This window comes from Mycolicibacterium lutetiense, assembly GCF_017876775.1.
In the GTDB taxonomy this organism is placed as follows: domain Bacteria; phylum Actinomycetota; class Actinomycetes; order Mycobacteriales; family Mycobacteriaceae; genus Mycobacterium; species Mycobacterium lutetiense.
Genome location: NZ_JAGIOP010000002.1, coordinates 1,336,122 through 1,356,366 on the forward strand (window position 1 = coordinate 1,336,122; position 20,245 = coordinate 1,356,366).

At 67.4% G+C, this 20,245-nt stretch carries 20 protein-coding genes; 6 read left to right on the top strand and 14 right to left on the bottom strand.

Going from position 1 to position 20,245, the window contains the following annotated elements; translation table 11 throughout:
• The first annotated feature begins 77 nt into the window (after positions 1 to 77).
• Positions 78 to 1,220: an NDMA-dependent alcohol dehydrogenase gene (locus JOF57_RS15745; RefSeq protein WP_209917956.1), complete on the top strand. Its 1,143-nt coding sequence runs from the start codon at positions 78 to 80 to the stop codon at positions 1,218 to 1,220.
• On the opposite strand, the gene JOF57_RS15750 is transcribed toward JOF57_RS15745, so the two are convergent.
• The 5 genes from JOF57_RS15750 to JOF57_RS15770 form a co-directional block, all read right to left on the bottom strand.
• Positions 1,221 to 2,183 carry an alpha/beta hydrolase gene (locus JOF57_RS15750; RefSeq protein ID WP_307870030.1) on the bottom strand — a complete coding sequence of 321 codons (963 nt, stop codon included), beginning with the start codon at positions 2,181 to 2,183 and terminating at the stop codon, positions 1,221 to 1,223.
• Complete coding sequence (locus JOF57_RS15755) at positions 2,180 to 3,634, bottom strand: aldehyde dehydrogenase (RefSeq protein ID WP_209923399.1); 1,455 nt, start codon at positions 3,632 to 3,634, stop codon at positions 2,180 to 2,182. The genes JOF57_RS15750 and JOF57_RS15755 overlap by 4 nt, the downstream gene beginning before the upstream one ends.
• Positions 3,631 to 5,442, bottom strand: a complete 1,812-nt coding sequence (locus tag JOF57_RS15760; RefSeq protein ID WP_209917958.1) for a flavin-containing monooxygenase — start codon at positions 5,440 to 5,442, stop codon at positions 3,631 to 3,633. The genes JOF57_RS15755 and JOF57_RS15760 overlap by 4 nt, the downstream gene beginning before the upstream one ends.
• 150 nt (positions 5,443 to 5,592) lie before the next feature.
• Complete coding sequence (locus JOF57_RS15765; RefSeq protein ID WP_209917960.1) at positions 5,593 to 6,549, bottom strand: electron transfer flavoprotein subunit alpha/FixB family protein; 957 nt, start codon at positions 6,547 to 6,549, stop codon at positions 5,593 to 5,595.
• 37 nt (positions 6,550 to 6,586) lie between these two features.
• Entirely contained in the window at positions 6,587 to 7,378 is a 792-nt protein-coding gene (locus tag JOF57_RS15770) for an electron transfer flavoprotein subunit beta/FixA family protein (protein WP_209917962.1), read from the bottom strand.
• 216 nt (positions 7,379 to 7,594) lie between these two features.
• On the opposite strand from JOF57_RS15770, the gene JOF57_RS15775 reads away from it, so the two are divergent.
• The 4 genes from JOF57_RS15775 to JOF57_RS15790 all read left to right on the top strand — a co-directional run bounded on the left by JOF57_RS15775 (position 7,595) and on the right by JOF57_RS15790 (position 11,926).
• The gene (locus JOF57_RS15775; protein WP_209917964.1) at positions 7,595 to 8,380 is read left to right on the top strand and encodes a class I SAM-dependent methyltransferase; all 786 of its coding nucleotides are present in this window, start codon (positions 7,595 to 7,597) and stop codon (positions 8,378 to 8,380) included.
• Positions 8,377 to 9,924, top strand: a complete 1,548-nt coding sequence (locus JOF57_RS15780; RefSeq protein WP_209917966.1) for a 1,4-alpha-glucan branching protein domain-containing protein — start codon at positions 8,377 to 8,379, stop codon at positions 9,922 to 9,924. Before JOF57_RS15775 ends, JOF57_RS15780 begins: the two co-directional genes overlap by 4 nt.
• A gap of 91 nt (positions 9,925 to 10,015) precedes the next feature.
• On the top strand, positions 10,016 to 11,257 hold the full coding sequence (locus JOF57_RS15785) for a glycosyltransferase family 4 protein (protein WP_209917968.1): 1,242 nt from the start codon (positions 10,016 to 10,018) through the stop codon (positions 11,255 to 11,257).
• A 63-nt stretch (positions 11,258 to 11,320) separates the two neighbouring features.
• A complete protein-coding gene (locus JOF57_RS15790; RefSeq protein WP_209917970.1) occupies positions 11,321 to 11,926 on the top strand; it encodes a hypothetical protein in 606 nt (201 codons plus the stop codon).
• A 9-nt stretch (positions 11,927 to 11,935) separates the two neighbouring features.
• On the opposite strand, the gene JOF57_RS15795 is transcribed toward JOF57_RS15790, so the two are convergent.
• The gene (locus JOF57_RS15795; RefSeq protein ID WP_209917972.1) at positions 11,936 to 12,679 is read right to left on the bottom strand and encodes an acyltransferase; all 744 of its coding nucleotides are present in this window, start codon (positions 12,677 to 12,679) and stop codon (positions 11,936 to 11,938) included.
• A 109-nt stretch (positions 12,680 to 12,788) separates the two neighbouring features.
• Here JOF57_RS15795 and JOF57_RS15800 point away from each other — a divergent pair, with 109 nt between their 5' ends.
• Positions 12,789 to 14,072: a BamB-related PQQ repeat family beta-propellar protein gene (locus JOF57_RS15800; RefSeq protein ID WP_209917974.1), complete on the top strand. Its 1,284-nt coding sequence runs from the start codon at positions 12,789 to 12,791 to the stop codon at positions 14,070 to 14,072.
• Between the two features lie 7 nt (positions 14,073 to 14,079).
• Here the strand turns inward: JOF57_RS15800 and JOF57_RS15805 are convergent, their stop codons facing one another.
• The 8 genes from JOF57_RS15805 to JOF57_RS15840 form a co-directional block, all read right to left on the bottom strand.
• Positions 14,080 to 14,769 (bottom strand): esterase, encoded by a 690-nt coding sequence (locus JOF57_RS15805; protein WP_209917976.1) that lies wholly within the window; start codon positions 14,767 to 14,769, stop codon positions 14,080 to 14,082.
• Positions 14,770 to 14,844: 75 nt separating this feature from the next.
• Positions 14,845 to 16,047, bottom strand: a complete 1,203-nt coding sequence (locus JOF57_RS15810; protein WP_407666634.1) for a THUMP-like domain-containing protein — start codon at positions 16,045 to 16,047, stop codon at positions 14,845 to 14,847.
• Complete coding sequence (locus JOF57_RS15815) at positions 16,005 to 17,006, bottom strand: class I SAM-dependent methyltransferase (protein WP_209917978.1); 1,002 nt, start codon at positions 17,004 to 17,006, stop codon at positions 16,005 to 16,007. Before JOF57_RS15815 ends, JOF57_RS15810 begins: the two co-directional genes overlap by 43 nt.
• A gap of 34 nt (positions 17,007 to 17,040) precedes the next feature.
• Complete coding sequence (locus tag JOF57_RS15820; protein ID WP_307870132.1) at positions 17,041 to 17,721, bottom strand: enoyl-CoA hydratase; 681 nt, start codon at positions 17,719 to 17,721, stop codon at positions 17,041 to 17,043.
• Complete coding sequence (locus JOF57_RS15825) at positions 17,709 to 18,545, bottom strand: NUDIX hydrolase (RefSeq protein WP_209917982.1); 837 nt, start codon at positions 18,543 to 18,545, stop codon at positions 17,709 to 17,711. The genes JOF57_RS15820 and JOF57_RS15825 overlap by 13 nt, the downstream gene beginning before the upstream one ends.
• Positions 18,542 to 19,411: an ABC transporter ATP-binding protein gene (locus JOF57_RS15830; RefSeq protein WP_209917983.1), complete on the bottom strand. Its 870-nt coding sequence runs from the start codon at positions 19,409 to 19,411 to the stop codon at positions 18,542 to 18,544. Before JOF57_RS15830 ends, JOF57_RS15825 begins: the two co-directional genes overlap by 4 nt.
• On the bottom strand, positions 19,342 to 20,058 hold the full coding sequence (yczE, locus tag JOF57_RS15835; protein WP_209917984.1) for a membrane protein YczE: 717 nt from the start codon (positions 20,056 to 20,058) through the stop codon (positions 19,342 to 19,344). The genes JOF57_RS15830 and yczE overlap by 70 nt, the downstream gene beginning before the upstream one ends.
• Positions 20,055 to 20,198, bottom strand: a complete 144-nt coding sequence (locus tag JOF57_RS15840) for a hypothetical protein (RefSeq protein ID WP_209917985.1) — start codon at positions 20,196 to 20,198, stop codon at positions 20,055 to 20,057. The genes yczE and JOF57_RS15840 overlap by 4 nt, the downstream gene beginning before the upstream one ends.
• Positions 20,199 to 20,245: the final 47 nt, after the last annotated feature.

Consider the following 20,245-nt stretch of genomic DNA (forward strand, 5'->3'; position numbering starts at 1 on the left):
CACACAGTTGCCCCGCACCGCACAGAACCCCGTTCATGACCGGTTACGGAACGTTAGATTCGTCGGATGATGCCGCGATGAGGAGCCGGGCCGCGATCATCCGTGACGCCGGCGGGGACTGGTCGGTGGAAGAATTCGAGCTCGACCCACCGCGCGCCGGCGAGGTGCTGCTGCAGATGGCGGCCGCCGGCCTCTGCCACTCCGACGACCACATCCGCACCGGCTTTCTCTCTGCGCCGAAAGGGGCTGCGCTGCCGGTCATGCCGCCGACGATCGGCGGCCACGAAGGTTCGGCGGTGGTGCTCGACGTAGGGCCGGGTGTCACCCGGTTTACTCCCGGAGACCACGTGGTTACGTCCTTCCTGGCGGTCTGCGGGCAATGCCGATGGTGCACAAGCGGTACCGAGTACCTGTGCGACGTCGGCGCGGGCACCCTGATACCGGGGATGCCCACCGACGGGACCTTCCGCCATCACAGCCTGTCCGGTGAGCAATTGCGGCACACTTCGAAGATCGGCGCGTTCGCCGAACACACTGTGGTGGCAGCTGATTCGCTGGTGAAGATCGACCCGGACCTACCGCTGACATCCAGCGCCCTGTTGTCCTGCGCGGTGCCCACCGGCTACGGCTCAATGGTGCACCGGGCCGGTGTGCGGGCCGGGGACACCGTGGTGGTCGTCGGCGCCGGGGGTATCGGCACTCCGGCCATCCAGGGTGCACATCTATGCGGTGCGACCCGGGTGGTCGCCGTCGATCCGGTGGCGTTCAAGCGGGATTCCGCGGTCACTTTCGGCGCCACCCATACCGCTCCGAGCGTGTCCGACGCGCTCGAGCTGGTCCGGGACCTGACCCGCGGCGTGATGGCCGACGCGGTGGTGGTGGCACCGTCGACGATCGGTGACGGCGATGTCGCCGGTGCCCTGGCCCTGACCCGCAAGGGCGGCATCTGTGTGCTTACGGGCATGGCCGCGCCGTCGACCGGGGCCGTACCACTCGACCTGCAGGACCTCATCCTGATGAACAAAACCCTGTGCGGCACCCTGTTCGGGTCGTGCAATCCGCGCACCGAAATCGCCGCCCTGGCACAGCTCTATCGTGACGGCAAGCTCAAGCTCGATGAGATGATCACCAGGCGCTACCGGCTCGACGACATCAACGACGCCTTCGACGACCTGCTGGGCGGCCGGGTGATCCGGGCCGTCATCGACTTCTCGCTCTGACTACACCGACCGGAGTCGGCGGACCCGCTCGGCGACAATCCGTTTCGACACCGGGACGTCGGGCGCCAGTATTTCGAAGGCATGTGGGCATCCCGGCGTGACATGCAGCTCGGTCGGTACCCCGGCGGCGGTGAGTGCGGCGGCGTAGCGGTTGGTTTCGTCGTGGAACAGATCGAGGTCGCCGACGTCGAGATACGTCGGCGGTAAACCGGACAGGTCACCGGCGCGGGCCGGGGCGCCGTAGGCCACCAGCCCGTCGGTTCCGGCCGTCCCGCTGAGCAGGGCCTGCCAGCCGGTGATGTTGTCGTCGTAACTCCAGGTCAGCAGCGACGCCAGGGCCGAATCGGGCGCCGGGGTGCGGTCATCCAGCATCGGGTAGATCAGTAGTTGTCGTGCGATCGACGGACCGCCGCGGTCGCGGGCCAGCAGACACACCCCGGCTGCCAGTCCCCCGCCCGCGCTGTCCCCCATCACCGCGAGCCGCCCCGGGTCGACGCCGAGTTCGTCGGCGTGGTCGGCCAGCCAGACCAGCCCGGCGTAGCAGTCCTGCACGGGCGATGGGTGCGGATGCTCCGGGGCCACCCGGTAATCCGGCACCAGCATCGGTACCCCCGAGGCCGCGACATATCCGCGGACCACCGAATCGTAAAGGGCACCAACCTCATCCAGGCCATAGATCATGCCGCCGCCGTGCAGGTACAAGGCCGCACTGCCGGGTCCGCTGGTGTCGGCGAGCCGATACCAGTGCAACGTCATCTCGGTGCCGTCCTCGGCGACCGTCACGTATTCGGTCACCTCGACCTGCGGTACCGCCGCCCGCGCGGACGCCAGGTGCTCGAACATGGCCCGGGCATACCTCCGCCGAGTCAGGACATCGCCGACTTCGGGCTTGTCCATCTGCGCGCTCGCGGCCATGATCGGACCCAGTTCAGCCTGCAGACCGGGATCGAGTTCCGTAGTCACTGCACTCCTTTGGCGATCAGTTTGGTTTCCAGATATTCTTCGAAGCCCGCCAGGCCCATCTCCCGGCCGATCCCGGACTGCTTATAGCCGCCGAACGGCGCGTCCGGCGAATACCACACGCCGCCATTGACGTTGATCGTTCCGGTGCGCAGCCGCGACGCCACCCAGTCGACCCGGTCCTGGTCGGTGCCGACCACCGCGCCGGACAGGCCGTACGGCGAATCATTGGCGATGCGCACCGCGTCGGCGTCGCCGTCGTGGGCGATGACCGTGAGCACCGGTCCGAAAATCTCTTCGCGGGCCACCCGCGCATCGTTGCCGAGTCCGGCGATCACCGTCGGTTCGATGTAGAAGCCGGAACTTGGCTCCACCGGTCGTCCACCGCCGCAGCCGAACCGGCCACCCTCGGCGAGCGCGATCTTAAGGTAGCCCTCGACGCGGTCCCGCTGTCGCGCCGAGATCAACGGACCGCACAGGGTTGCCGGGTCGGTGGGATCGCCGAAACCGATGCCGGACATGGCCGTCGATGCCGCCTCAACCGCCTCGTCGTAGCGGGCCCGGGGCACCAGCAGCCTGGTGGTGAAGGCACAGCCCTGCCCGGCGTGCATCGCAACACCGGCGGCCGCGGACGCACAGGCCGCGGGCAGGTCGGCGTCGTCCAACACCACGTAGGCGGACTTGCCGCCGAGTTCCAGGAACACCCTCTTGATGGTGTGCGACGCCGCCACCATGACCGCCCGGCCCGTTGCCGTCGACCCGGTGAATGACACCAGATCCACCCGCGGATCCTCGGTCAGCTGAGCCCCGACCCGGTGATCCCCCGAGGTGACGATATTGATCACACCGGGCGGAAAGTCGGTGTGATCATGGATGATCCGGCCGACTTCGGCAGCGCACCACGGGGTGTCCGGAGCCGGTTTGAGCACCACGGCGTTGCCGGCGGCCAACGCCGGGCCGAGCTTCGCGAAGTTGATCTGATGCGGAAAGTTCCACGGCGTGACCGCCCCGACCACCCCGCACGGTTCCCGCACCACTGTGCGCCCGGTCGGCTTGCCGAACGGTGCCGCCGGGCCGAGATCGGTTGTCCATGCATAGGCCTCGGCGAGATCGGCGACATACCCCAGACCATCGACCGGCATCTGTAGTTGGCCGCCGTAGGTCAACGACACCGGTGCGCCGACCTCGGCCACCGTGATGCTGCGCAACTGCTCGATCTCGTCGTTGAGCGCATCCCGTAGCTGCCGCAGGCAATGCACCCGCAATGCGGTGTCCCGAGACCAATCGGTGTCGTCGAACGCAGCGCGGGCCGCACCGATGGCACGGTCCATATCGTCGGCGTCGGCGTCGGCGGCCCGCCCCAACACCGTCTCGGTGGCCGGGTTGATGGTGGCGAACGTGTTGCCGCCGGACGCCGGTACCAACGCGCCCTCGATCAGCAGCGCACTGTTCATCGGCACGTGATGTCCATTCCCTCAAGGGCTTCGGCGCCACCCGCTCCTTCACCGGATGCGGCGTCCCGCCAGGCGCAGAGGATGTCGGCGTATTCGGTGGGACTGCCGAAGAAGAAGCTGTCCTGGTTCAACCGGGCGCTGGCCTGCCCCTCACGGTTGTAATAACCGGGGGTACAGGATCCACGCCGGCCGGAGATGACACCCGACCGTGCCACCACGGTATCCACCCAGGCCGCCTCGGCATCCGCGGTCGCCTCGACCGCGGTGACGCCGTGTTTGAGGGCCCAGGCGATCACCCATGCGGTGTGTCGCGACTGGGTGTCGATCAGGTACGGGAAGTTCACCGTGAAGCCGGACTGCGCGATGCTGGCGATGAAACAGTTCGGAAACCCGTTGACGTGTAATCCATGCAGCGTGCGTACCCCGGAGGACCACTTGTCGGTCAATGTTCTTCCGTCGCGGCCGGTCACCTCGAACCCCGTGCGCCGGGTGTAGTCGGTGCCCACCTCGAATCCGGTGGCGAAAATCAGGCAGTCCAACGGGTATTCGACACCGTCGACGACAACCCCGGATGCATTGATCCGCTCGACTCCGCGGCCCTGGGTGTCGACCAGGCTGACGTTGCCCCGATTGAATGACTGCAGATACTCGTCGTGGAAGCAGGGCCGCTTGCAGTAGTAGCCGTACCACGGTTTGAGGGCCTCAGCGGTGACCGGGTCGGCCACCAGCGCATCGACCCGCGCCCGGATCTGTTCCATCTTGGCGAAGTCAGCCAGTTCCGCCGTCGAAGCCTGCGGATCGGTACCTTCCTTGGCGATCGGCATGGCTTTCGCCAGGCTGGTCCAGGCATCGGCGACCAGGTCCTCGTCGGCCTGGCCGCCGGCGGTCAGGATCTGGAAGTTCTCCATCCGCTGGTGCTGCCACCCGGGCACCAGCGAAGCGGCCCAGCCCGGATCGGTCGGTGCGTTGGCCCGTACGTCGACCGTGGACGGGGTGCGCTGGAACACGAACAGCTCCCCGACCGCAGGTGCCAGTCGCGGCACGCACTGGATCGCGGTCGCACCGGTACCGACGATGCCGACCCGCTTGTCGGCCAGGTTCTCCAAACTGGCGCCGGTGTACGTGTAATCCCATCGGCTGGTGTGGAAGGCGTGCCCGGCGAACTCGGCGATGCCGTCGATGCCCGGCAGTTTCGGCTTCTGCAGATAGCCGTTGGCCATCGAGACGAACCGCGCCCGGATGGCGTCGCCGTGGTTGGTGGAGATCAGCCAGCGAGAATCGGTGGAATCCCAACGGATGTGCTGCACCTCGGTCTGCAGGCAGGCATTGCGGTACAGGTCGAAGTGCTCGGCGATGGCCCGGCAGTGCGCGAAGATCTCGGCGCCCTTGGCGTATTTCTCGGTCGGCACATAGCCCAGCTCTTCCAGCAGCGGCATGTACACGTAGGACTCGACGTCGCAGGCGATCCCCGGGTACCGGTTCCAGTACCAGGTCCCGCCGACATCGGCGGCTTTGTCGATCAGCCGCAGATCCGTGACGCCCAGCTGCCGCAACCGGGCGCCGGTGAGGAGCCCGCCGAAACCGGCCCCGATGATCGCGACGTCGACCTCATCGGTCACCGGTTCGCGGGTGAAACCCGGCTGGGCCCAAGGATCTTCACCGAAGCCGGCAAACCGACCGGCAACCTCCAGATACTGCCCGATACCGTCGGCACGTAACCGCCGCTCACGTTCCCGGGCGTACCGGCTGCGCAACGCATCCGGGTCGAACGTGGTGCCGCCGTCGTCCGGGCTCCCGTCGTGGGCCATCAGTGCATATTGGAACACGTTTCAGTCTCTGGCAAGGATTCCCCGCAACCCGGACTGCCGAGCCGTCCCCCGCAAGCGGGAGGTGCCCCCAGCAAAAGTGCCCCAAAACCGAGGTTTTGGGGCACTTTTGTGTCTGCTCGTGCGGGAAAACTATCCCTTGCGGGCCTTGATCGCCTCGGTCAGCTGCGGGCTGACCTTGAACAGGTCACCGACGATGCCGAGGTCGGCGATCTCGAAGATCGGAGCTTCCTCGTCCTTGTTCACCGCGATGATCGTCTTCGACGTCTGCATGCCGGCGCGGTGCTGGATCGCTCCGGAGATGCCCAGCGCGATGTACAGCTGCGGCGACACGGTCTTACCCGTCTGGCCGACCTGGAACTGGCCCGGGTAGTAACCCGAGTCGACCGCGGCGCGGGAGGCGCCGACGGCGGCGCCCAGCGAATCGGCCAGCTCCTCGACGACCGAGAAGCTCTCGGCGCTGCCCACACCACGACCACCGGCGACCACAACGCTGGCCTCGGTGAGTTCGGGGCGGTCACCGGCGACGACGGGCTCGCGCTTGGTGATCTTGGTCGCGTTCTCGGCCTGGGCCGGGACCTCGACGTTGACGACCTCGCCGGCACCGTCGGCCGGGGCGGCCTCGATGGCACCCGGACGCACGGTGATCACCGGGGTGTCACTGGTGACCTGAGCCTCGACCGTGAAGGCGCCACCGAAGATGCTGTGGATGCCCACCGCACCTTCGCGGACCTCGACGACGTCGACCAGCAGGCCCGAGCCGATGCGCGCGGCCAGGCGAGCGGCGATTTCCTTGCCGTCTGCGGTGGCGGCAATGATCACGCCGGCGGGCGCGGCCGACTCGGCCAGCCCGGCCAGCACGTCGACGACGGGGGTGACCAGGTAGCTCTCTGCGTCGTCGGACTCGGCGACGTAGATCTTGGCCGCACCGGCGGCCTTCAGGCCGTCGATCAGCGGAGCAGCGGTGCCCGGCTTGCCCACCACGACGGCGGCGGGCTCACCCAGCACGCGGGCGGCGGTGATGAGCTCGGCGCTGACCTTTTTCAATGCACCTTCGGAGTGCTCAGCGAGCACAAGTACTTCAGCCATGAGTTTCGTTTGTCTTTCGTTCGAATCGAGTCAGCTGCTAGATCAATTTCTGAGCGACCAGGTACTCGGCGATCTTCGTGCCGCCGTCACCTTCGTCGGCCACCTTCTCACCGGCGGTCTTCGGCGGCTTCGGGGTCGAAGCGAGCACCTTGGAACCGGCATTGGCAACGCCGACCTCATCGGCTTCCACGCCGATCTCGGCGAGCGTGAGCACGGTGACTTCCTTCTTCTTCGCGGCCATGATGCCCTTGAAGGAGGGGAAGCGGGGCTCGTTGATCTTCTCGTTGACGCTGATCACGGCCGGCAGCGAGGCTTCGAGGCTGAACACGCCCTCGTCGGTCTCACGCTCGGCGGTGACCTTGCCGCCCTCGACGGTCAGCTTGCGCACGTGGGTGAGCTGCGGCAGGCCCAGGTATTCGGCGATCACGGCCGGGACCGCACCGCCGACGCCGTCGGTGGCCTCGTTACCGGCGATGACCAGCTCGGTGCCCTCGATGGTGCCCAGCGCGCGGGCCAGGGCCCACCCGGTCTGGATCACGTCGGAGCCGTGCAGGCCGTCGTCCTTGAGGTGTACAGCCTTGTCGGCACCCATGGACAGCGCCTTACGGATCGCCTCGGTGGCGCGCTCCGGGCCCGCGGTCAGCACGGTGACAGTGCTGTCTCCGCCCTCGCGCTCCTTGATCAACAGCGCCTCTTCCACGGCGCGCTCGTTGATCTCGTCGAGCACGGCGTCGGCAGCCTCGCGGTCGAGGGTGAAATCGCCGTCGGACAGCTTGCGCTCCGACCAAGTGTCTGGGACCTGTTTGATCAGGACCACGATGTTCGTCATGACTCTGGTTCGTCCTCCTCGATGAGACCGGTGGTCCGGCTCATATCACGTTCTAGGCAACTAGCACCATGTTACCGGTCGGTAACTTATAGTGGTTCGCAGGAACACCATAGCTGGTCGAACTTTGTATTCCGGCCTCCCCTACCACACGCCTGACGTCAGGGAACGGTTCGCGGATAGGCCACCACCGCTTCACCTGGGTTAGCCTGCCTTCCAATGAGCACTATCGTGGACGATCCGGACGGCACCGAACTTCGGGCCCTACCTCTGACCGGCGAACGGACCATCCCCGGCCTGGCCGAGGAGAACTACTGGTTCCGCCGTCATGAGGTGGTGTATCAGCGACTGGCCGACCGGTGCGTCGATCGCGAGGTCCTGGAGGCCGGCTGTGGTGAGGGCTACGGCGCCGATCTGATCGCGGACGTCGCGCGCAAGGTGATTGCACTGGACTACGACGAGGCCACGGTGGCACACGTGCGGGCCCGCTACCCCCGGGTGGACATCCAGCACGGTAACCTCGCCGAGCTGCCCCTGGCCGACCAATCGGTCGACGTCGTGGTCAACTTCCAGGTCATCGAACACCTTTGGGATCAGGGCCAATTCGTCTCCGAGTGCTTCCGGGTGCTGCGGCCGGGCGGCGTGTTCCTGGTCTCCACCCCCAACCGGATCACCTTCTCCCCCGGCCTGGACACTCCGCTCAACCCGTTCCACACCCGCGAGCTCAACGCCGCGGAGCTGACCGAACTGCTGCACGACGCCGGATTCACGGTCGAGTCGATGCTCGGGGTCTTTCACGGCGCCGGGCTTGCGGAGCTCGACGCCCGGCACGGCGGCTCGATCATCGAGGCGCAGGTGCAGCGCGCCGTGGCCGACGCACCGTGGCCCGAGCAGCTGCTCGCCGACGTCGCCGCGGTAGGCATCGCCGATTTCGACCTCACTTCCGCCGACGAGCGCAACATTGACGACAGCCTCGATCTGGTGGCGATCGCGGTGCGGCCGTGACCTCGCACCCCGAGCCCGAACCCGTTCCCGGGCTCTTCACGCTCGTCCTGCACACCCACCTCCCCTGGCTGGCCCATCACGGCCGCTGGCCGGTCGGCGAGGAATGGCTCTACCAGTCCTGGGCGGCCGCCTACCTGCCGTTGATGCGGGTGCTGCGCGGCCTCGCCGCCGAGGATCGCCGCCACCTGATCACCCTGGGCATGACGCCGGTGGTCACCGCCCAGCTCGATGACCCCTACTGCCTGACGGGGATGCACCACTGGCTGGCCAACTGGCAGCTGCGCGCTCAGGAGGCGACGACACTACGCGAACCAGAAGGATTGCGGCAGTTCGGAATTCGCGAGTATGCCGAAGCCAGTGCGGCCATCGAGGAGTTCGCCACCCACTGGCGCCACGGCGCCAGCGGGCTGCTGCGCGGGCTGATCGACGCCGAGACCATCGAACTGCTCGGCGGCCCGCTCGCGCACCCGTTCCAGCCGCTGCTCAATCCGCGCCTACGCGAGTTCGCGCTGCGCGAAGGCCTGGCCGACGCGCAGCAGCGGTTCGGGCACACCCCCGTCGGTATCTGGGCGCCCGAGTGTGCGTACGCGCCCGGCATGGAAACCGGTTACGCCGCGGCCGGTGTCGGCCATTTCATGGTGGACGGCCCGTCCTTGCACGGTGACACCGCGCTGGGCCGGCCCGTCGGCGGGTCCGATGTGGTGGCGTTCGGCCGCGACCTTCAGGTCAGCTACCGCGTGTGGTCGCCGAAGTCGGGTTATCCCGGTCACGCCGCCTACCGCGATTTCCACACCTACGACCACACAACCGGCCTCAAACCCTCCCGCGTGACCGGTCGCAACGTCCCGTCCGAGGAGAAGGCGCCCTACGATCCGCAGCGCGCCGACCGCGCAATCGACGAGCACGTCGCCGACTTCGTCGCGGTGGTCCGCCGCCGCCTGATCAGCGAGAGCGAACGACTCGGCCGGCCGGCACACGTGGTGGCCGCGTTCGACACCGAACTGTTCGGGCACTGGTGGTATGAGGGTCCGGAGTGGCTGGGCCGGGTGCTGCGGGCACTACCCGAGGCCGGCGTGCGGGTCGGCACCCTCTCGGACGCCAAGGCCCAGGGTTTCGTCGGCGCACCCGTCGAATTGCCGCCCAGCTCATGGGGTTCGGGCAAGAACTGGCAGGTCTGGAACGGTGAGAAGGTGACCGATCTGGTGCAGCTCAACAGCGAGGTCGTCGACGGGGCCCTGAGCACCGTGGACAAGGCGCTCGCCCAGCATGCCGCGGTCGGTGCGCCGACCCCGCGCGACCGGGTGGCCGATCAGATTCTGCGGGAGACCCTGTTGACGGTGTCCAGCGACTGGCCGTTCATGGTGAGCAAGGATTCGGCCGCCGAATACGCGCGCTACCGCGCTCACCTGCACGCTCACGCGACCCGCGAGATCTCCGACGCACTGGCGTCGGGCCACCGGGACCATGCCGAGCGCCTCGCCGACAGCTGGAACAAGGCCAACGGCCTGTTCGGCGCCCTCGACGCCCGGCGTCTGCCAAAATGACCACCAGCGCGAGCGTGCGTGTCTGCCGCTCGACACCCCGCCAATCCTCAGCATTGTGCGCACGCTCGCACCGGCACGAAAGCACGTAGGCATGAAGATCCTGATGGTGTCATGGGAATACCCGCCCGTCGTCGTGGGCGGTTTGGGCCGGCACGTGCACCACCTGGCCACCGCGCTGGCCGAGGCCGGGCACGAGGTCGTGGTGCTCAGCCGCAGGCCCACCGACACCGACCCGAGCACCCACCCGTCGACCGACGAGGTCAGCGAGGGCGTCCGGGTCGTGGCCGCCGCGCAGGACCCGCACGAGTTCGAGTTCGGCACGGACATGATGGCCTGGACGCTGGCCATGGGGCACGCGATGGTGCGTACCGGACTTGCCGTCAAAGACTATTCGGGTGACCGCTGGGTGCCCGACATCGTGCACGCCCACGACTGGCTGGTCGCCCACCCCGCCATCGCCCTGGCCGAATATTTCGATGTACCACTGGTTTCCACCATCCATGCCACCGAGGCCGGGCGGCATTCCGGCTGGGTCTCCGGGCCGATCAGCCGCCAGGTACACGCCGTGGAGTCCTGGCTGGTGCGCGAATCCGATTCACTGATCACCTGTTCGGCGTCGATGAACGATGAGATCACCGAGCTGTTCGGCCCCGAACTGTCGGAGATCCGGGTGATCCGCAACGGGATCGACGCCGACCTCTGGCCGTTTGCGCCCCGACGTCCCCGCCAGGGGCCGCCCGAGTTGCTCTACCTCGGTCGCCTGGAATACGAGAAGGGCGTGCACGACGCGATTGCGGCCCTGCCCCGGATCCGCCGCGCACATCCGGGCACCACACTGACCATCGCCGGTGACGGTACCCAACAGCAGTGGCTCGTCGAGCAGGCCCGAAAGCACAAGGTGCTCAAGGCGACCCGATTCGTCGGGCGGCTCGGTCACGAGGAATTGCTGCAGGCCCTGCAGGCCGCCGACGCCGCCGTACTGCCCAGCCACTACGAGCCGTTCGGCATCGTCGCGTTGGAGGCTGCGGCCACCGGTACCCCGCTGGTGACATCCAATGTCGGCGGCCTGGGTGAAGCGGTGATCAACGGACAGACCGGAATGTCCTTCGCACCACGGGATGTGGTGGGGCTGGCCGCGGCGGTCCGCGCCGTGCTCGATGACCCCGAGGCGGCCCAGCGCCGGGCGATCGCCGCGCGCGAGCGGCTCAGCGCCGACTTCGACTGGCACACCGTGGCCGCCGAGACCAGCCAGGTCTATCTGGCCGCCAAACGTGCCGAACGCGAACCACATCCGCGCCGCCCGATCGTCGAGCACGCGCTGCCCGAGCGTTGACGCACGCGTTCGAGAATCGCCGAATCGCTGTCGACCGCGGTGCCCAGCAAGCACAATCGAGCCGTGACCCGGACCCGCAGCAACTTAGGTAAGGCTTGCGCCGTGCTCGTCGGCGCGACAATCTCACTCGGCCTCGCCGCCCCGGCGACCGCCGAGCCCAACGGCACCGCGCCCACCATGCCCGAGTTCGTGCCCCACCCCTCGGACTGGGCGCCGAACTACACGGTGTTCCCCTACAACCTGTGGCAGGTACGCGTCACCCCCGAGCAACTAGACGCCCAGCGAGAGTCCTGCCAGTGGTTCAACGCCCAGTACGGCACCCTGATGAGTCAGATCGTGGGCTTCCAGAAATTCCTCGGCGATCAGCACGACTACTGGACCGCACCGGGCGTGCAGGCTGCCGGTGACACCGTGCGGGCCAACGTCGACCAGTCGGCCGCATTCCTGGATCCCCGCGCCCACACCCTGTACATCACCAACTACCCCGACCAGAGCCAGTATTCACCGCTGTACAACGGCGACTCGATCTATCACCTCTGGTATCAGCTGACCCAGATCAGCGACAAGATCGCCAAACAGCAGCCGGCCGGTGTCATCAACGCCAATGTCGCCACGGCCAATGTCTACGGCAACGTGATCCGCGACTCCGGGGTGTGCAACGGGGCTTGATCCGCCCGGTCAGTTGCTGTTGGTGGCCTTCTTGCGCTCGATGTCGGCCAGTGCCTCGGCAAGCTCGGCACGCTCGGCGGCCGACGTCTCCCAATCCAGCTTGCGGTTCTTGACCACCTTGGCCGGCGCCCCGACGGCGATCGAGTAATCGGGGATCTCGCCCTTGACCACGGCGTGGGCGCCCAGCACGCAACCTCGGCCGACCGAAGTGTTGCGCAGGATCGTGACCTTCGCGGCGACCCAGGTGTCCGGGCCGATGCGCACCGGGCCCTTGATGATGCCCTGGTCCTTGATGGGCATGTCGATGTTGTCCATCTTGTGGTCGAAGTCGCACACGTAGCACCAGTCGGCCATCAGCGCCGAGTCACCGAGCTCGATGTCGAGGTAGGTGTTGATCACGTTGTCGCGGCCCAGCACCACCTTGTCGCCGATGCGCAACGAGCCTTCGTGGCAGCGGATGGTGTTCTTGTCGCCGATGTGCACCCAGCGGCCGATCTCCATCTGGGCCAGTTCCGGGGTGCACTGGATCTCCACACCCTTGCCGAGGAAGACCATGCCGCGGGTGATGATGTGCGGGTTGGCCAGCTTGAACTTCAGCAGCCGGAAATACCGCACGAGGTACCAGGGGCTGTAGGCACGGTTGTCGATGACCCACTTCAGCGACGCCTTCGTCAGGAAGTCGGCCTGGCGCGGATCACGTAGCCGGGAGCCCCGCCAGCGTTTGTGAATTGGGGCGCCCCACATGGTCGTCATGGCCGGAAAGCCTACGCGAGGCCACCAACGGCCACCTCCACGAGTAACGGCTACCCTCACGTGAGTCACAAATACGAGCGCGCTGCGTTTTCGGCGACGAAAGGACACCGTGTTCCGGCGATACCTTGCACTGGCGGTCACGGTGCTGTTCACGGGCCTTCTTGCCGGTTGCGAGAACACCGACTCCTGGGTCGCCCCACAGGCCGCACCGGGCTGGTCAGCGCAATACGGCGATGCCGCCAACAGCAGCTACACCCGGTCCCACGGTCCCGAGGCGCTGCGCCTGGAGTGGAGCCGGTCGGTCAAGGGTGCGCTGGAGGCCCAGGTGGCGCTGAGCGGGGACAACCGCCTGGCGGCCAACGCGCAGACCGCCGGAGGCTGTTCGTTGATGGTGTGGGAAGCCGACAACAATGCCCGCCAACGCTGGTGTACGCGACTGATATTGGGTGGCGGCTGGTCCAGCCCCCTGTTCGACGGGTTCGACAACGTCTACGTGGGCCAGCCCGGCACCATCCTGTCCTTCCCGCCGACGCAGTGGATCCGTTGGCGCCAGCCGGTGATCGGCATGCCGACCACGCCACGGCTGCTCGATGACGGTCAGCTGCTGGTGGTCACCCATCTGGGTCAGGTGCTGGTGTTCAACGGGCATCGCGGCACGGTCGAGGGCACGCCGCTGGATCTGGTCTCCGGCGTGGACCCGACCGATTCACAGCGCGGTCTCGGCGACTGCCTGCCGGCCCGCTCCCGCTGCCCGGTGGCGGCCGCACCGGCGTTCTCGCATCAGGCCGGCCTTGTGGTGCTGAGCGTGTGGCAGCCCGGCGCCGAGGCGCCCGTGCTGATCGGACTGCGCTACCACCCCGGCCAGGCGACATTGCTGACGCAGGAATGGACGAGCACCGCCGTGGGCCGCGGGCCGCTCGCCAGCCCGGTGCTGTCGGCCGACGGGTCGACGGTCTACGTCAACGGCCGCGATCAGAAATTGTGGGCACTGAACTCCGCCGACGGCTCACCGAAATGGTCGGTGCCGCTGAACTATCTGGCCCAGACCCCGCCGTCGGTGTCACCGGACGGGCTGATCGTGGCCGGTGGTGGGCCGGACGCCACACTGACCGCGGTGCGCGACGCCGGCGACCACGGCGAGGTCGTCTGGACCCGTGAAGACGTCGTACCGCTGACCACGTCGAGCCGCGCTGACAGTGTGGGTTACACGGTCGCCCGGGAGGGCGGACACGGCCAGACGCTGTTGGTCTTCGACACCGGTGACGGGCACACCCTCAACAGTTATCCCGTACCCGAGGCCACCGGCTGGCCGGTCGGGGTGTCGATCGGGCACGACCGCCGGATCGTCACCGCCACCAGTGACGGTCAGGTGTACGGATTCGCGCCTGCGTGATCGGAGCTCAGGCCAGCAGGGCCGCCACGGCGGACCGCGGGACGTTGGCTTGGCTGGCTCCGGCGGCCTCGGGCAACAGTTCACCCTGGCCGAAGAAGAAGATCACCGAGTCGTCGGTGATCGCAAAGTTCTGATAGTGCGCGTGGTCCAGGCCGATGGCCGGTGCGATGGCCAGTTCGACGCCGGACTGCTTCTGCAGTTCACGCTGCACGATCGGGAAGATGACGTCGAGCGGTTTGGATCCCGGCTTGAACAGGGTGTCGAAGGTGATCGGTGCCCGGGTGGCCTCGTTGTAGTTGAACGTCTTGTACCAGGTCTGCGGGTGGGCGCCGCCGACGTTCTGATACACCTCGAACACCAGGCTCTGGGTGCGTTGCGGGGTCCCGGAACTGTAGGCCGTGCCCTTGGCGTCCAGAACGTACGGCTGGTCACGTGATCCGGGCATATCGGAGACGTTGACGAAGCCGTCGCGGGTCTGGATCAGGTATCCGGCCACCGCCTGCTGGTCGGGATAACCGACCGGGAACGTGTAATCCAGCGTGTAGGTGGCGTTGGCGGTGTGCACCTGGCAGATCTGGTCGCCGTCGACGCTGCCGCCGAGGTCGGCACAGGCCGACTGCGCAGCCACCACGGGCATGCCGAGCCAGCCGACCAGCGCACCGGCTGCCAGCAGGGCTGTCACAAGGGGAATTCGCATCGTCAGTCGTCCTCGCAGGCGATCAACTCACACCGATGGATCCACCGGCGTGTTTGGGTCCAGATTACTTGGCGGTTATCGGGACGGGCGACAAATGAATGCGCTTGCCCGGCTCGCCGCCCCGGAACCGAGGCGGACGATCACCACCGCCAGGCGTTCGGAGCCGCGCAGCCGCATCCGCGTCCGCAACACATCGGGGTCGACGTCCACGCCACGGATCAGGATTTCCAGTGCCCCTACCGACCGCGCGGCCAGCGCGGCTCGGAGTCGGCGTTCCTGAAACTGCAGCTGCTCCAGGACCTCGAAACCTCGCACTCCGGCCGGTAACTCGTCGCCGGACAGGTAGGCGATGTCAGGGTCGAGTTGCCACAGTCCGTGCCGGGCCGCGTAGTGGCGCACCAGTCCGGCGCGCACCACCGCACCGTCGGGGTCGACGATCCAGCGGCCCGCCTCGGCGACGGGGCAGTCGTCGGGCTCGGCGTCGGTGATCTGTTCGGCGGTTTCGAGCATGCTGGCCCGCCGTCGCACACCGGGTTCGGTCAGACCCGGTGACCACAGGCAGGCCTCCCGTACGCTGCCGCCCACCGAGGTCACCTCGATCTCCCCGGTGAAGCCCATCTTGGTGAGCTCGTCGAAATCGATTCCCGGCGCGCACTTCACCACCAGATCCCGGCCACCGTAGACGTCCAGGACCGCGTCGAGCGCCGGGGTGTAGGCCCGCGGGTCGAAGCGGCGCCGTCCGCCGGACCGGCGGGCCGGGTCGATGATCACCACCGTGTCCCGGGTTACCGGCACCAGGGCGTCGGCCCGGCACAGGTCCACCCCGTCGGCGTTGTTGGCTGCCATCGCCAACCGCACCGGATCGAGGTCGCTGCCGACCAGTTGAGCCGCGCAATCACGCAGCGCCACAAGCTCACCGCCGATCGAACAGGTGGCGTCGTGAACCCGGGCCCCGGCCAGCCTGCGCGCACGATGCGCCGCCACCGGTGCGGCCGTGGCCTGTTGCAGTGCCTCGTCGGTGAACAGCCAGCGGTCCGGGTCGTCGAACTTGGCCGCGGCCCGACGCCTCAGCTGTACGGTCTCCACCAGAACTCCGGCGCGGTCACCGAATTGTTTTCGAACAGCAGCGATGTCGCTGACCAATGCCGATCCGGTCAGCGACCTTCCGGCGACCTGAGTCAGTGCCTGCCGTCCCGCATCGGAGCGCAGATACGAGACGTGGGCCAGACCGAAATCTAGGACGGCTTGACCCCGGTGATCATCACGTTGTAGAACCAGCCCTTCGGCACGACGCGACGCCAGACGTTGGAGTCGACCCAGCTCAACGTGGTCCAGCTGTTGAACGCGAACTTGGCCCAGCCCCAGCCCAGGCGTCCCGGCGGCACCGCGGCTTCGAAGGTACGCACCGGCCAGCCGAGCATCGCCGCGGTGAATTCCTCGCTGGCGGTGCGCACTTCTACCGCACCGGCGTTAGCAGCCATCCGCTCCAGATCGGCCGGGTCGAAGGTGTGCAGGTCGACGACGGCTTCCAGGGCCGCGGCGCGGGACGACTCGTCGAGTTCGGCCTGGGGCCGGCGCCATTCGCTCAGCCAGGGCAGCTTGGTCAGGTTGGTGGTGGCGTGCCAGGTCAGGGTGGATAGCTCACGGGCATATTTGTTGCCCACCGTGGTCGGCTCGCCGGCGAAGACGAAACGACCGCCGGGCTTGAGCACCCGGACCACCTCGCGCAGCGAGAGCTCGACGTCGGGGATGTGGTGCAGCACGGCGTGCCCGACCACCAGGTCGAAGGTGTTGTCCTCGTACGGGATGCCCTCGGCGTCGGCGACCTTGCCGTCGATGTCGAGGCCGAGTGACTGACCGTTGCGGGTCGCGACCTTGACCATGCCCGGGGACAGGTCGGTGACCGAACCACGCCGCGCCACCCCGGACTGGACGAGGTTGAGCAGGAAGAATCCGGTACCGCACCCGAGCTCGAGGGCCCGGTCGTACGGCAGCTCACGCTGCTCGGCCTCGGGCACGATGGCGTCGAACCGGCCGCGGGCATAGTCGATGCACCGCTGGTCGTAGGAGATCGACCACTTCTCGTCGTAGGTTTCGGCTTCCCAGTCGTGGTAGAGCACCTGCGCAAGCTTGCTGTCGTGCATCGCGGCTTCGACCTGCTCGGCCGTGGCGTGCGGGTTAGGAGTCGGCATACCGGCAAAATCAGCGTCGGTGCCGGAATCCTTGATGTCAGTCATGCAGGGCAGCCTAACGGCCCGGGTGGGGTCGGCGTCAGGGCCGGTCCACCACTCCGTCGACGGCGGCCTTCGCCGCGGCCAACACGCCCACCGGATGGTCAACGAATCGCCGTGCCCAGGCCAGCGCCTCGTCGTAGACGTGGTCGGGTGCCACCATCTGGTCGATCAGACCGAGCTCAAGAGCTTCCTCTGCACCGACGAACCGTCCGCTGAACACCAGTTCCTTGGCCTTGCTGGCGCCGATGGTCTGGGCCAGCCGGGCCCCGCCGCCAGCTCGGGGCGCCAGGCCGGCCAGGATCTCGGTCGCTCCGAACTTGACGTTGTCACCGCTGACCCGCCAATCGGCGGCCATTGCCAAAGTCATCCCGCTGCCCAGTGCGTAGCCGGTGATCGCGGCAACGGTGGGTTTGGGGATGGCGGCCACGGCTTCGAGGCACTGGTGTAGCGCCGTGTCCGCGGCAGCGGCCTCGGCGGTGTTCAGCGTGCGCAGCTCGGGTACGTCGTCGCCGGCGCAGAAGATCTCGTGCCCACCGAACAGGATCACCACGGAGATGTCGGTGCGTTCACCGAGCTCATGGGCGGCCGCGATGATCTCGCGGTACATCTGCCGGGTCAGGGCATTGGTCGGTGGACGCGACAACCTCAGGGTGCCGACGCCGTCCTGTTCCGGCGTCACCCCGGTGACCACGCTGATGAACTCGCTCACTGAACCGATTCCCCCGACGCTCCCCTACCCAGCGGCGCCCGCTGGTTCCTGGCTGCGTTGTACCGGCCGCTGTCGAAGAACTCGATACCCCAGGCTCCTTCGCTGACCGAGAGGTTGGGTTCGATGGCCACGATCTTGCGCTCGGTCGCCAAAACGTCGGCCACCGAGCGACCGTTGAGGGAGTTGAGCTGGGTCCAGGTCGGCGGCAGCAGGAACGAATTTCCCTGTTCGAAGTCATCGAGGCCGGCCTGCGGGGTGCTCCAGAACGCACGGTCGGTTTCGGTGTTCTCGCCGTCGGCCCGCTGCCCCTCCGGTAGCGCACCCACAAAGAAGAAGGTGTCGTAGCGGCGGGTCCGTTCCTCTTTGGGGGTGATCCAGTTGTCCCACGGCCGCAGTAGGTCGGCGCGCAGCACGAGCTTCTCGTCGCGCAGGAAGTCCGCGAACGACAACGAGTGGTTGGCCAGGGCAGCGCGTTCTTCGCCGTAGACGGACGCGTCGGACACGATCCCGTCGGGATTATCGGCCGGCCCGGCGAACAGGACCCCGGATTCCTCGAAGGTCTCCCGCGCCGCAGCGCAGACGAGCGCTTCGGCCAGCCCGGTGTCCACCCCGAGGCGCTGTGCCCACCAGCCCGGTTCGGGTCCGAACCAGGCGATGTCGGCGTTGCGGTCGCGGTCGTCGACTCCGCCACCGGGGAACACCATCACCCCGGCGACGAACTCCATCGCCGCGTGTCTGCGCATCATGAAGACTTCGATCGCTTCGGCGGCGTCCCTGACCAGCATCACTGTGGCCGCAGGACGGGGCACCAGCGGATCGTCTGTACTTGTCATTCACGCCTCCTATGAGCCGCACGGCTCCTGGTTCGCCGGGCGAAGTAACGCCCGTCGATCACATCCAGGGCGATCGACTGACCGAACGCCTTGGACAGGTTCTCCGCAGTCAACACCTCGGTCAGCAGACCCGAGGCAACCGCATGGCCTTCCGACAGGATCAGCGCGTGGCTGAAACCCACCGGAATCTCTTCGACATGATGGGTGACCAGCACCATGGCCGGGGAGTCGGGGTCGGCAGCCAGATCGGTCAACCTCGCCACCAGATCTTCACGGCCGCCCAGGTCGAGCCCGGCCGCGGGTTCGTCGAGCAGCAGCAGTTCGGGGTCGGTCATCAGCGAGCGGGCGATCAGGACCCGCTTGCGTTCACCTTCGGACAGGGTCCCGTAGGTCCGTTCGGCGAGGTGTTCGGCGCCGACGCTTTCCAGCATGTCGATGGCCTGGGCGTAGTCGACATCCTCGTAATCCTCACGCCAGCGGCCCAGCACGGCGTAGCCGGCCGACACCACCAGGTCGCGCACCACCTCGTCGTCGGGGATCCGCTGTGACAGCGCCGAGCTGCTGAGCCCGACCCGGGCCCGCAGTTCGGACATGTCGGTGCGGCCCAGGCGTTCACCGAGCACGTAGGCGGTGCCGGACGAAGGATGTTCGGTGGCGGCCGCGATCCGCAGCAGCGAGGTCTTGCCTGCCCCGTTGGGACCGATGACCACCCAGCGTTCGTCGAGCTCGACGGTCCAGGTGATGGGCCCGACGAGGGTGTTGCCGCCTCGCCGCAGACTCACCCGTGCGAAGTCGATCAACAGATCGGGGTCTGTTCCGTTTCCGTCATCGCCGGTTGTCGAGTCGGTGAATTCCCCTGCGGCCACTCGCTCATCGTAGTGACCGGTTCCCGTACGGCCCGGGCACGTCCGTCGCTGAAATCGTGGAACAACACCGACCGTGGCGTGAGTCGCAGAAACAGCTGCACAAGCGGCCCGATCCCGAAGGCGTAGACGAGGGTGCCGATCCCGACAGTGCCGCCCATCAACCAGCCCACGGCCAGCACGGTCGCCTCAATTCCGGTACGCACCAGCCGCACCGACAATCCGGTGCGGGCCACCAACCCGGTCATCAGGCCGTCCCGCGGACCGGGGCCCAGGCCGGCGCCGATGTAGAGCACCGTGCTGATGGCGTTGAGCACCACGGCACCGATCAACATGGAAATGCGCACGGGCAGCGCCGACGGCGCAGGCAGGACCGCCAGCGTGGCATCCACGGTGACGGCGATGACGATGACGTTGGCGACGGTCCCGATTCCAGGCCGGTTCCGCAGCGGGATCCAGGCCAGCAGGACGACGAGGCCGACCACGGCCGAGGCCATCCCGAGGGTCAGCGGGGTGTGCCGGGTGATGCCCTGATGGAAAACGTCCCACGGATCGAGTCCGAGTCCGGCGCGCACCATCATCGCCATCGATACGCCGTAGCCGCACAGGCCGATCAGTAGCAGCGCGCCGCGGTGGGATGCGGTCCTCATGAATGGTCGGGGAATCGGACGCGGATCGCGTCGAGCTCGCTGCGCACCCGTCGGGCGTCCACGTCACGGTCGCCGAAGCTGTTGGTGTCATACGCGCGGCGGAGATTCTCCGCCAATCGGGAAATCCAGTTCCGGGCCATGCATCCATGATCACGACCATCTGGATTGCATATCAATATCCAGTTGA

Excerpts from the sequence above, each read along its gene's own strand:
- JOF57_RS15775 (WP_209917964.1), top strand. The coding sequence starts at position 7,595 with ATGAGCACTATCGTGGACGATCCGGACGGCACCGAACTTCGGGCCCTA.
- yczE (WP_209917984.1), bottom strand. The coding sequence starts at position 20,058 with ATGAGGACCGCATCCCACCGCGGCGCGCTGCTACTGATCGGCCTGTGC.
- JOF57_RS15745 (WP_209917956.1), top strand. The coding sequence starts at position 78 with ATGAGGAGCCGGGCCGCGATCATCCGTGACGCCGGCGGGGACTGGTCG.
- JOF57_RS15840 (WP_209917985.1), bottom strand. The coding sequence starts at position 20,198 with ATGGCCCGGAACTGGATTTCCCGATTGGCGGAGAATCTCCGCCGCGCG.
- JOF57_RS15805 (WP_209917976.1), bottom strand. The coding sequence starts at position 14,769 with ATGCGAATTCCCCTTGTGACAGCCCTGCTGGCAGCCGGTGCGCTGGTC.
- JOF57_RS15760 (WP_209917958.1), bottom strand. The coding sequence starts at position 5,442 with ATGGCCCACGACGGGAGCCCGGACGACGGCGGCACCACGTTCGACCCG.
- JOF57_RS15765 (WP_209917960.1), bottom strand. The coding sequence starts at position 6,549 with ATGGCTGAAGTACTTGTGCTCGCTGAGCACTCCGAAGGTGCATTGAAA.
- JOF57_RS15755 (WP_209923399.1), bottom strand. The coding sequence starts at position 3,634 with ATGAACAGTGCGCTGCTGATCGAGGGCGCGTTGGTACCGGCGTCCGGC.
- JOF57_RS15825 (WP_209917982.1), bottom strand. The coding sequence starts at position 18,545 with ATGACAAGTACAGACGATCCGCTGGTGCCCCGTCCTGCGGCCACAGTG.
- JOF57_RS15785 (WP_209917968.1), top strand. The coding sequence starts at position 10,016 with ATGAAGATCCTGATGGTGTCATGGGAATACCCGCCCGTCGTCGTGGGC.
- JOF57_RS15770 (WP_209917962.1), bottom strand. The coding sequence starts at position 7,378 with ATGACGAACATCGTGGTCCTGATCAAACAGGTCCCAGACACTTGGTCG.
- JOF57_RS15815 (WP_209917978.1), bottom strand. The coding sequence starts at position 17,006 with ATGACTGACATCAAGGATTCCGGCACCGACGCTGATTTTGCCGGTATG.
- JOF57_RS15795 (WP_209917972.1), bottom strand. The coding sequence starts at position 12,679 with ATGACGACCATGTGGGGCGCCCCAATTCACAAACGCTGGCGGGGCTCC.